The 10,748-nt window shown below is 70.0% G+C and carries 9 protein-coding genes and 1 pseudogene; 6 read left to right on the forward strand and 4 right to left on the reverse strand.

The window, feature by feature from the left end:
• Positions 1-199 precede the first annotated feature (199 nt).
• Positions 200-634, reverse strand: a complete 435-nt coding sequence (locus ONA70_RS30390) for a L,D-transpeptidase (RefSeq protein WP_406601274.1) — start codon at positions 632-634, stop codon at positions 200-202.
• A 258-nt stretch (positions 635-892) separates the two neighbouring features.
• Here ONA70_RS30390 and ONA70_RS30395 point away from each other — a divergent pair, with 258 nt between their 5' ends.
• Positions 893-1,534, forward strand: coding sequence for a hypothetical protein (locus ONA70_RS30395; protein WP_265009934.1), 642 nt, complete (start codon positions 893-895; stop codon positions 1,532-1,534).
• Between the two features lie 621 nt (positions 1,535-2,155).
• Here ONA70_RS30395 and ONA70_RS30400 read toward each other — a convergent pair.
• Together ONA70_RS30400 and ONA70_RS30405 are read right to left on the reverse strand one after the other, a co-directional pair.
• Positions 2,156-2,674, reverse strand: coding sequence for a DUF3558 domain-containing protein (locus ONA70_RS30400; RefSeq protein ID WP_265009935.1), 519 nt, complete (start codon positions 2,672-2,674; stop codon positions 2,156-2,158).
• Positions 2,675-2,806: 132 nt separating this feature from the next.
• The gene (locus ONA70_RS30405) at positions 2,807-4,210 is read right to left on the reverse strand and encodes a hypothetical protein (protein ID WP_265009936.1); all 1,404 of its coding nucleotides are present in this window, start codon (positions 4,208-4,210) and stop codon (positions 2,807-2,809) included.
• Between the two features lie 469 nt (positions 4,211-4,679).
• Here ONA70_RS30405 and ONA70_RS30410 point away from each other — a divergent pair, with 469 nt between their 5' ends.
• The 5 genes from ONA70_RS30410 to ONA70_RS30430 all read left to right on the forward strand — a co-directional run bounded on the left by ONA70_RS30410 (position 4,680) and on the right by ONA70_RS30430 (position 10,325).
• A complete protein-coding gene (locus ONA70_RS30410) occupies positions 4,680-5,237 on the forward strand; it encodes a hypothetical protein (RefSeq protein ID WP_265009937.1) in 558 nt (185 codons plus the stop codon).
• A gap of 161 nt (positions 5,238-5,398) precedes the next feature.
• Positions 5,399-8,149, forward strand: coding sequence for an AAA family ATPase (locus tag ONA70_RS30415; RefSeq protein ID WP_265009938.1), 2,751 nt, complete (start codon positions 5,399-5,401; stop codon positions 8,147-8,149).
• A gap of 46 nt (positions 8,150-8,195) precedes the next feature.
• Entirely contained in the window at positions 8,196-8,456 is a 261-nt protein-coding gene (locus ONA70_RS30420; protein ID WP_265009939.1) for a hypothetical protein, read from the forward strand.
• Positions 8,457-8,726: 270 nt separating this feature from the next.
• The gene (locus ONA70_RS30425) at positions 8,727-9,677 is read left to right on the forward strand and encodes a helix-turn-helix domain-containing protein (RefSeq protein ID WP_265009940.1); all 951 of its coding nucleotides are present in this window, start codon (positions 8,727-8,729) and stop codon (positions 9,675-9,677) included.
• A gap of 66 nt (positions 9,678-9,743) precedes the next feature.
• Positions 9,744-10,325 carry a dihydrofolate reductase family protein gene (locus ONA70_RS30430; protein WP_265009941.1) on the forward strand — a complete coding sequence of 194 codons (582 nt, stop codon included), beginning with the start codon at positions 9,744-9,746 and terminating at the stop codon, positions 10,323-10,325.
• A 180-nt stretch (positions 10,326-10,505) separates the two neighbouring features.
• Here ONA70_RS30430 and ONA70_RS30435 read toward each other — a convergent pair.
• Positions 10,506-10,748 (reverse strand): annotated as a pseudogene (locus tag ONA70_RS30435) (transposase); the annotation flags it as partial.

The raw sequence follows: 10,748 nt of genomic DNA on the forward strand, positions 1-10,748 counted from the left end.
GGCCGGTCGGCCGCCACAGGGGCATCGTCTCGGCCACCGCGGCACTCCTTCCTGGCCGGCGCAGAGTACCGGCTGGCCCACGACGTGGACCAGCCGGTTTCCGTCTTCAGGGTCGTACCGGCCAGTCGAAGCCGAACTGGCTTCCGCGCTGCCGCTGGTCTGGCACTGCTGGCGGCGCGCCGAAAACTCGCTGAGACGGTCACCGCACAGCTACCGCACAGCTGCAGACCAGGTGACCAGCCGGGCCTGCCCCACCCGGTTGAGCCACAGATGTTGCGAGTGGCCGAGTCGCACGAACCGTAGCATCGTTAATACCGGTGACCGTCACCGGATCCCCGATCCGTGAGTTGTTGTACACCCATTCGGCGCTGTCGGGTGACAGGTTTGTGCACCCATTGCTGACATTGTCTTGACCTTGGTCGTCCACCGACCACGGGGCTCCGTGGATGTACTCGCCATCTGCGGTGAGTCGCTCGGCATGCTTGACCTCGAGTTGGCCATCCGGGCCATACACCCAGAGCGCGCGGGCTTCTCTGCTCATGATCACCATATTGCCCGAGGACGTCGGCGTTAGCGGCTTGCCAAGGCTTACGGGAAACGTCTTGACCAGCTTGCCGCCTTGGAAGACCTGCATCCGCTTGGGCTGATTGGAGATCTTGAACTCGGCCCGCCGGCCGATTATTGCCGTGACGGTCCGGCTGGCTGCGGCGTTTCCGGCTGCCGACGGACTTGGTGGCCGGGAAGCACGGCCACGCATACCGCATGATGCCCGAGTAAGACGGAAGCGAAGGGCACAATTCCCCCGGAGGGGTGATTTAGATAGCAGTACGAAGAAGATTCGGTTCGCTGCCAAGAGGATCGGGGTGGATCTTCTTCTATAGAGAGGGCAGACATGCGAAAACTAGCCACCGTCGCAGGCGCCGCAGGAGTCGGCCTCGTACTTGCGCTGGGCGCGAGTGCGCCGTTGATGGCCCACAACGTATCCCCTAAGCGTGACTCCGGATTCGACGCGCCCACGACGGACGACGGTGGACCCGAGACAGATGCTCGACGCGGCCGGACGCTTGTCGAGTTCGAAGGCGGTATCGGGGTGCAGCCAGTCTCGGCTGGCAACGGGACGGGCCTTGTGGCGGAGACGGTCAACCGCAACATCGTCCGAGGGGTGCAACCCGCCGGTCAGCCTTGGAGGATCGAGGATTTCAACGCCAAGGTGGAGGCCGACGGGCGCATCACGGCCCGCGGGAAGGGCCTTGTGTTCGCCGGGGGCGCCACCATCGGGACTGCGCTGATGATCACGCCCACCGGCGGAACAGCCGGCTTTAGGGTCTTCGCCACGCTCATCTGCGAAAACACCGCTCCGTTTGTCGAACGCAGCACAGCGGCTGTTCCTCTCGACGAGGATGGTGACTTCAAGATCGACGACGTGCTGTCGCCTCCACCGCCCGACACCTGCGAAACACCCGTGCTGCTTATCCGGAACGAGGCCAACCGGGCGTGGTTCGCGGCCGGCATCCGGAAGTTCGCCGACGACTGACGGTGTTGGTCGGCTATCGCGGGTCGACAAGCGGCGGGGGCCGGCCTCAGTCGTGGTGGCCGGTCCCGAGCGGTGGTGGGAATTCTTACGCAGAGAGGGCAAACAGTCGGGAGACGCGCTCTACCCGCCCAACCGGCCTACGGACGATGCGATCTCAATGCGGCTGCCAATACCGTCCCCTGTTTGTCGGCACGGCCAGGGCAAGGGGTCGATCTTGAAACGTCGATGACCGTGGCTGGGACCTGCAGATGCTTTCGAGAGCGGCGAGCAGCACCGGCTGGCCTGGCTCGATCCCGCACAATCGCCGTGCAGACGCCGGTCGGGGCAGTGCGCCTCGGCTGCCCACCCTGCGCCGGCCGCCGCACGCCGAGCCGATGATGAGCAGTCCCGGGTGCGGCTGGATGTCGAGACCGTGTCCCGGCTGCCGATAGGTCCACGACCGGGAAGTCGAACCCGAGCTGCTTGGGCAGATGGCCGAACTGGCGGGCGTTGCCCTTCACCTTCTCCAGCGCTTCGTGGTTTTGCCGTTGGTCCTCCGGCAGTCCGCTGATGATTTCGGCCATCTCGTTCAGCGTGGCCGCGCGGGCGGGAGCTGGCGCGGCGGACAGATCGGGACCGGGCCTACACCCGGCCCTGCAGGACCTTGCCCAGTCGGGTCGCGACGTCCTTGCGCTTGTCCGGATCGCTGATCTTCACCTTGATCCCGCAGAAGTCGCCGCTGCGGCACGGGAACCACAGCTCACCGTGGGTGGTGTCGTAGGTGGCCCCGTCAGCGGACCCGGTCGCCGGCTCCCCGACCTCGGCCACGGCCTCGTACTCGGCCTTGGAGAGAATTGTCGCGGAGATCGCCTCCACCAGTCCGTCCTTGGCACCCGAGGTCGCCGTCCAGACGCATCCGCCGAGCGCGTAGTCATGCTGCCCGCCGTCGTTCGGGCCGATCACGTCGGTGACCTCGCTCGCGGTGAGCCGCTCGCATTCGCCGCCCTTCGCCTCCGTCACGGCACTGGCGGCGTCGTCCGCCGTACCGGAACCGTCCGCCGGTCCGGACGACGTCGGACCGCCGTCGCTGCCGCACCCCACGACCAGGGCGAGCGCGCCTCCGACGATCGCCACGTGTGCCAGCTTCCTGAAGATGTTCATGGGTCATCCCTTCCCAACGGGGTTCGCTCGTCGCCCACCGCCGACGTCGGCGGGGCATGGGTTCCTGTGGTCAGCGGTGCTCTCGGTGGCCACGCCAGGTGCCCGGACAGGCGCTGGATCGCGGTGTCGGCCTCAGCCCCGGCACAGGGGCACGTCCGGTTCGACGACGGTGCGGTTGACGATGTCCTTCTTGAGGAAGTCCGCCTCCTTAGGGATGTCGACCTTCAGCACCTTCTCGATCGCCTTCGCCAGAGGTTCGGACATGCTGATGCCTTCGCCGGCGCGGACGGCCGCCACGAGCGTGGATCCGCGACACTTCACGGCCGGTCCGGCCAGCGGCAGGCCCACCCGGCCGGCCGCCGAACCGTTGGTCAGGCCGACCGAGGCCACGATCGCGACGAACGGCCCGGCGCCCGCCACCGGCAGGCCGATCATGAAGCCGAAGCGGAACTCCACCGCCAGGACGATCGCCTCGACACCGATGGACACGCCGCGCAGGGACTGCATGATGCTCTTCCGTACGGAGAAGGTCGGCGTCAGTACGGACGAGCCGGCGTACCCGATCGGCCCGGCGAGCCCCCATTGGCCGGTCGCGGACAGGTTCCCGTTCTTCGCCGTGAACGCCGTTTCGACGAGGAACTTGAACGTCTGTTTGAGGGTCGCGGGAAAGCCCCCGATGATGATGGGCTGCTTCACTTCGATCGGGAACTCGATCTTCGCCTTCTTGTTGTCGCTGAGCCCGCCCTGGGCGCCGGCCGCGATCGTCACCGCGAGTCCCTCGACCCCCTCGACGCGGAACGACGGGTTCGGGATGATGCCGTTCGCCACGCGGATGTCACCCTGGACGCGCAGGTTCCGGACCAGCAACTGGATGTCGAAGTCGACCTTGAGACCGCCGGCGCGCCCCTGTGCGGCAGTGGAGTGCTCGGCGGTCATCCCCAGCTTCGCCCTGTCCTTGTACGCCGTCACGTCCCAGTCCCCGATCTTCCGCTGGACGCTTTTGGCCGCCTCCGGGCCAGGCCCGCGCGCCGGCCGAAGGGCGATCGGCGGTACGGCGAGCCGGAAATCGCCTGCCCCGATGGCGTTCGTGCCCAACCCGGTGGCCTTCTGGGGATCCGGCAGGACGGGCGTGGGCTCGGCCCCGCCGACCACCTCCCCGAGCAGGTCGGGCAGTTGGCTGAAGGTCTGCGACTCGAGATCGAGCGCCTGGTCGATCGTGAAGTGGCCGTCCCGCACCACGTCGGTCAACTCGACGGGAGCCAGGGTGACGGCCAGGTCGCCGCCTGTCGGCTCCACCCTCACCACCCGGCCGAGCGCCTCGCTCGTGGCGAACATGATTTTCCCGGGCGCGAGGTCGTCGGCGCCCTTGGCGGCACCGTCGATCACATACGTGAAACCGTCCCGGCTCACGGAACGGATGGTGTCGCCGCCCCCGGAGACGAGCACGACGTCCGGCTGATATGCCACCGCCCGGTCCGGCTTCGGCGCGTACCCGTACTGCCGGCCGGTCGGGTCCGACCCGGCGGAGCTGCTCATGCCGCACCCGGCAGTCACCGCGACAAGGCACACCAGTGCTGCGGTGCCGCTGAGTCGGCGGCGAACCGCGCTGCGGCCAGGCGTGCCGTCGCGGCCGGCGCGGCGCTCTGTCCAGGGCGCATGGCTGGTCATGGGCTCGACGCTAGGTGGCTGGGGCGGTTACCGAATCGGGTGATTCCCTATGCAGAGTCGAGCCCACGCGGCGGCGCTTCGCTGCCGTGGCCGGTGCGGGACGTGACGGCTCACGTGCCGGCATCCTGGCGTCTGATCCGTGGCGACCCGGTGGTACTCGGGACGGTCAACCCCGGCATCGCCAATCGAGAGGGAAACCCCCGATTCCTCGGAGCGCGCCCGGTTCTAACGTTCGATCCAGGACGTGGCGCCGATCACTCCCGATCGGCGCGCCAAACCGCGACCCGGTCGACAGGTCTGTCCGGCGGCGGGTCCGACCACAGGGAGATCCGTACCGATGAGTGACAACCGGGCCTACCGCCGACTCGCTGCGCTGGCCTTGATCGCGCTCCCGCTGCTCGGCGCCGTTGGGTGCGCCCGTTCGGCGAGCACGCCCCCGCCCGCGCCGCCGGCCGCCGCCAGCGACCAGCCGGCCGGAAGCGGCACGCCCGAGGCGAGCGTCGACGACTCGTCCCCCACCCCGGCCGGCGCCGTTTCCGACCCCTGCGCCCTCGTGTCCAAGAAGGAGGCCGAGCGACTCGCCGGCACCCGACTCGAAGACGCGAAGCCGGTACGGGAGAGCTGCACCTACCCGGGGCCGGTCACCGGCCCGACCGCCCAGGTGGAGATCTACGTCGGCGACGGGGCGAAGAAGTACCTGGACATCGAACGGGATCTCGGGCACGAACTACGGCCGCTGCCGGGCGTGGGCGACGAGACCTACGTGAGCCTCGAGGCGGTCTTCGTCAACAAGTCCGGTCTCTGGGCAGCCGTTCGCCTGGTACGGCTCAACGACCCGGCCGAGAACCGCAAGCCGTTGGAAGCGATCGCCCGGACTGTTGCCGACCGGCTCTGAACCCGGTCGTGATGCCGGCGCCCGCTTCTGCGCGAACCTACCGTTGCTGCAGATCCGAGCGGCGGCATCGAGTCGAACGTAACGGCACAAGCGATTGTCGCCGGTATCAGCGGTGGCGATTCGGTCTGGCTCGGGCTGCGCCACCATGCCATATTCATCACGTGCTGGGCGAGATCGTCGGCCGCGACGCGGTGATCGACCAGGCGGGGCGCTGCCTGCGTGAGGCGGGCACGGTGCTGCTGGACGGGCCGGCGGGAATCGGGAAGACGACGCTGTGGCGGGCGCTGGTGGCGCAGGCGGAGCACGACGGCTGGCTGGTGCTCTCCTGTGCCCCGACCGAGTCTGAGGTCGATCTGCCGTACGCGGCGCTGGCCGACATGCTTCGCCCGCTCACCGAACGGGTGGCCGAACTGCCGGGCCCGCAGCGCCGCGCGGCCGAGATGGTGTTGCTCTCCGCCGACAGCGACGAGCCGGTTGATGAGCGGGTCATCTGCGCCGCCACCCGGTCGTTGTTGGACGCGGCGCTGGCCACCGAGGTGCCGGTGCTGATCGCGATCGACGACACCCCGTGGTTGGACCGGGCCAGCGAGCGAGCGCTGCGGTTCGCGCTGCGGCGGGTGGCTCCTTGGCCGGCAACGCTGGTGGCCTGCCGGAGAGCCGAGGCAGGGCCGGAGGTCGTACCGCTCGGCCTGGACCAGGGTCCGGCCGGCAGCCGGCTCACCCGGATCGCGGTGCAGCCGTTGGGTGTGGGGGCCCTGCACCACATCCTGCGCAACCGGCTCGGCACCACGCTCGGTCGTCCGCTGCTGGCCAGGATCGCTCGTGATGCGGGCGGCAACCCGCTGCTCGCGATCGAGCTGGCGCGTGCCGTGATGCGGCTGCCCCGACCGCCGTCGCCGGGCGAGGACCTCCCGGTAGCGGCGTCGATGCAGCAACTCCTCGCCGAGGTGCTGGCCACGCTGCCCACCGAGACCCTGCACGCGGTACGCGTGGCCGCGCTGCTCACCGTCCCGACGCTGCGCGACGTGACCGCCGCCGGGGTGCGGCCAGCGGTGTTCGACCCGGCGGAGGAGGCCGGGCTGCTGGTGGTCACGCCGGTGGCGGTCGAGTTCACGCACCCCGTCTACGCGTCAACGATTCGCTCGACCATCTCGCCGGGGCTCCGCCGCCGGCTGCACCGGGCGCTCGCCGACGTCGTCGCCGACCCGGACGAGCGGGCCCGTCACCTGGCGCTGTGCACGGTCGGCCCGGACGCGGCGATCGCCGGCATCATCGCCCACGCCGCCGGGCGGCAGCAGGCCCGCGGCGCGCCGGAGGCCGCCGCGCAACTGTTCGAGCGCGCCGCGGCGCTGACCTCGCAGCAGGACGCGGACGGCCACGGCCGCCTGCGGCTGTCGGCGGTGCGCTGCCGGTACGACAGTGGCGAATACGCGGCAGCGGGCGCCGGGGCTGAGGCGATAGCCAGCGAATCCGCCGGCGAGCTGCGCGCCGAGTCGCTGCTGTTGCGGGCGATCGTGGCGTGGAGCGCCGACGAGCCCGGCGAGGTGGCGGTGGGGGCGGCCGTACGGGCACTGGAATCGGCGCCGCCCGGCTCACCGTTGGCCGGACGTATCCATGCCCATCTGGCCGGGTTCGTGGACGCGCCGGGGCCCGCGCGCCGGCACGCCGAGGCGGCCCTCGCCCTGCTCACCACCGAGGAGGACGACCGGGGGCTGGTCGCGGCGGCGCTGCTGCAGTTGTTCTTCCAGGAGGTTCGGACGGGGTTGCCCGCCCGCACCGAGCTGGTGGACCGGGCGCTGGCAATGGAAGGCGACGAGCCGTCGTGGCTGGCCGGCACGATCCCGGCGGTCTGGTGGAAGTCGATTGACGACGCCGACCGGGCCCGGCAGCGGTTGCACTGGATGCTCGGCCGCGCCACGGCCCGCGGCGATCAGCCGCTGCAGCACGAACTACTCAGCCACCTCGGTGAGACCGAGCTGCTGGCCGGCTGCTGGTCCGCCGCCGAGAAGCACATCGCGGCCGCCCGGGACCTCGGCGAGCAGCTCGGCACGGGGCTCAACGGCGAGCTGTGGCTGGCGGGGCTGCTCGACGCGAACCGGGGCAACCTGGCCGAGGCCGCTGCCGTCGCCGAGGCCGGCCTGCGGCGCGCCGACGACACCGGAGACGGCTGGGTCCGGCGGATTTACCAGCATCTGGCGGCGTTCGTCGCGCTGTGCGGGGGTCGGATGGGCGAGGCGGCACGCGCGTACGGCAGCCTCGCGGCCAGCGTCGACGAGCTGGGCCTGGTCGAGCCGCTGGCTCAGCGGTTCGAGCCGGACTGGATCGAGGCGTGTGTGGGCACCGGCGACCTGACCATTGCCCGCGCGGCGCTGGCCCGCCTCGCGAAGCGGCACGAACGGCTACCCCGGCCGTGGACGACGTTGGGCCTGGCCCGCAGTCGGGTGTTGCTGGAGAGCGCGAGCGGGGCCGATCCGCTGGCCGCGCTCGACGAACTCACCGCGGCCCGGGCCGGCGCGCCGGAGGGCGTACTGCCGTTGGACCGCGCCCGCTGTCTGCTGGTCGCCGGCGTGGTGCATCGGCGGGCCCGCCGCAAGCGTGCGGCCCAGGACGCGCTGCGGGCCGCTGAGGCGGAGTTCGCCGCGATCGGCGCGAGGGCCTTCGTGGAGCGCGCCCGGGCGGAGCAAGGGCGTATGGGCGGGCGTCCCCCGGCGCCGCTGGACCTCACGGCCACGGAGGAGCGGGTGGCTCGGCTGGCGGCCCAGGGTCGCACCAACCGGGTCATCGCTGACGAGTTGTTCATCAGCCCGAAGACGGTCGAGGCGAACCTTGCTCGCATCTATCGCAAGCTGGCAATCTCCAGCCGGGCCGAGCTCGGCGCGGCGATGGCAGGAAGGCCCGGGACCAAACAGTAGGGAAACTCCGGATTCCTGCGCGGCCGGTGCGCCATAGGTTTCTGGCATGACTCGTCGGCTGTTCCTCCTGGAACGTTACGACTGCTCCGGGGACGCTACGGCGCCCGAGCTGGCGCCGATTCCCCCGATGTCGGACACGCGACTGGTCGCGGCGGTCCATCTGCCTGCCGACGAGGTCGTACTCGCGCTCGTGGAAGGCCCGGACGCGGAATCGGTGGCGGCCGCGGCGGCAGCGGCCAACTGGCGGGTGGATCGGTTGAATCCCGCAGCGTGGGTCCACCCGCCGGAACGAACGGTGTCCGCATGACGCGGTCGACCGTTACCGCGACGTCAGAGCCGCTCTCGCCCGCAGCAACGAATCCTCCGGTTCGGCGCCTACGCAACCGACGAACTCCACATCCCGCTGGACGTGTTCGTCCCCGCGCTGGACGAGGTCGACTTTGGCGGCGAACAGCCCGCGGCCGCGTAGCAGGGCACGGTAACGCAGCAGAGGGTGGTTTAGCGCCTCCCCCATGCAGGGCGACACTGGAGGGCCGAGAATCTACCGTCTCTCACGCAGCACGCGTATCCCACGCAAATGTCCGCGGCCGGGCGCTCGTCCGGGATCGGCGCCGGCGCGCTGCTGGCGGCAGCGCGGCTGGACCATCCCGGCGCGCGATGCCGGCGGGGCGTCGGCGATGCTGTGCGCGTGGAGTACGTGTCCAGAGTGCCGCGACCGCCGCTGGACGGGCTGATCGACGACCTTTACTACCTGGGGGGTGCGTCGCCGTACGCCCGGCTGACGCTGCCGCCGATGCCCGCGGCGTTGCTCATCGTCAACCTCGGGGCGCCGTTCCGCATCCGCGCCGGCACCGACATCGAGACGGCCGAGTACGCCGACGGCTGCGTGATCACCATGCCCACCCGCGCGTTGGAGTTCGGCTACCCACTCCGGACCCGGTCCGTCGGCGTGCACTTCAAGCCGTGGGGGCTGGCGCCGTTCCTGCCGATGCCCGCGGCCGAGCTGTGTGACCGGCCGGCGACGGTAGAGCAGGTTTGGGGCCGGCCCGCCATTGCCGAGCTGCGAGACCGGCTGGCCACGGCGGACGGACCGCACGAGATGCTGACGCTGCTCGAGGAGGAGCTGATGCGACGGCTGTGCGAGACCGCCGGCCTGGGGCTGGTCAGCCATACGAGCAGCGTCATCGCGGCGACCAGCGGGGCGGTGGCGATCGGCGACCTGAGCGTGGCAGCCGGTGTCAGCAGCACTCATCTGGCCCAGCGGTTCAAGGAGCTCATCGGCGTCACGCCGAAGCGGCTGGCCCGCACCTACCGCTTCGCCGCCACCGTGTTCGCAATCAACCCCGCCGGACCTATCGACTGGGGCGACCTCGCCGGTGGCGCAGGCTACTTCGACCAGGCCCACTTCGGCCACGAGTTCCGGGCGTTCACCGGGCTCACGCCGACCCGGTACGTCGAAGTCCGGCGGCGGTTCCTGCGCGAACATCCCGGCCACGCGCTGGACGGCTGGCCGCTGCCGGCCGATTGATTTCTTACAAGAGCGACAGCTCACGACACGCTAATTTGGGGGCACCCGAGAGCAGAGGAGAGCCCCGTGGGCAAGGTGGTCATGTACAGCTCGGTGTCGGTGGACGGCTTCGTCGCGGACGAGCACGACCAGCCCGGACCGCTGTTCGACTGGTTGTCCAGCGGTGACGTCCCGTTGGACGAGAGTGGCGAGCTGAAGGTGTCGCAGACGTCCTACGACTACACCCGGCCGTACTGGGACCAGATCGGAGTCACGATCGTCGGCCGCCACGTCTTCGACCTGACGGACGGCTGGGACGGGAAGCCTCCGGGCGGGATCGACCACGTGGTCGTCGTGACGCACCGGCCGGAGCCCGAGGGCTGGGACCCCGAGGCGCCGTTTCACTTCGTCGACGGCGTCGAGGCAGCCGTGGCCAAGGCGCAGGAGCTTGCGGGTGACCGCATGGTCGAGGTCGCCGCCGGCGACGTCGGTGGCCAGGTGCTTGCCGCGGGCCTGATCGACGAGGTGCGCATGGACGTCGTACCCGTCGTGTTCGGGTCCGGCAAGCGCTACTTCGGGTCGGTCCACGCGCAGCACCTGTTGGAGGATCCTGACGTGGTGATTCAGGGCAACCGGGTGCTTCACCTGCGCTATCGGGTGCGCCGTTGACCGAGCGGGTACGCGAAGAAGTCCACTGCGAACGGTGACACAAGATCGGGCCTCCGGCTGCGTTTGCGCATCGCTGTCCCTGATCGGGCAGCCGACGCCGATCCGCCCCAGCACCTCACCTGCGGCAAGTTGAACTCAAGATCACCGGTTGCCGGTTTCCGTCGTATCTTTGGCCGACCCCTAGGAAGAGCGGCTCTTCACCAATGCCGGGTGTAGTCGGGGTCTGAATCCGCCTGTCTCGAGTAGGGATCGGGCGATGTCCTTGGTGAGGTTGCGGAAGCCGAGGGCGGAGCCGCGCAGGTGCTCCAGGCGGCCGTTGATCGCTTCGGTTGGACCGTTGCTGGTGCCGGCCGGTCGAAGTAGGCCAGCACGTCAGCGGCTCGCTTGCTCAGGGTGCGGCCGAGCTTGGCGATCTCGACCAGC

Source organism: Micromonospora yasonensis (assembly GCF_026013475.1).
Classification (GTDB): Bacteria; Actinomycetota; Actinomycetes; order Mycobacteriales; family Micromonosporaceae; genus Micromonospora; species Micromonospora yasonensis.

Excerpts from the sequence above, each read along its gene's own strand:
- ONA70_RS30390 (WP_406601274.1), bottom strand. The coding sequence starts at position 634 with ATGCAGGTCTTCCAAGGCGGCAAGCTGGTCAAGACGTTTCCCGTAAGC.
- ONA70_RS30395 (WP_265009934.1), top strand. The coding sequence starts at position 893 with ATGCGAAAACTAGCCACCGTCGCAGGCGCCGCAGGAGTCGGCCTCGTA.
- ONA70_RS30400 (WP_265009935.1), bottom strand. The coding sequence starts at position 2,674 with ATGAACATCTTCAGGAAGCTGGCACACGTGGCGATCGTCGGAGGCGCG.
- ONA70_RS30405 (WP_265009936.1), bottom strand. The coding sequence starts at position 4,210 with ATGAGCAGCTCCGCCGGGTCGGACCCGACCGGCCGGCAGTACGGGTAC.
- ONA70_RS30410 (WP_265009937.1), top strand. The coding sequence starts at position 4,680 with ATGAGTGACAACCGGGCCTACCGCCGACTCGCTGCGCTGGCCTTGATC.
- ONA70_RS30420 (WP_265009939.1), top strand. The coding sequence starts at position 8,196 with ATGACTCGTCGGCTGTTCCTCCTGGAACGTTACGACTGCTCCGGGGAC.
- ONA70_RS30425 (WP_265009940.1), top strand. The coding sequence starts at position 8,727 with ATGTCCGCGGCCGGGCGCTCGTCCGGGATCGGCGCCGGCGCGCTGCTG.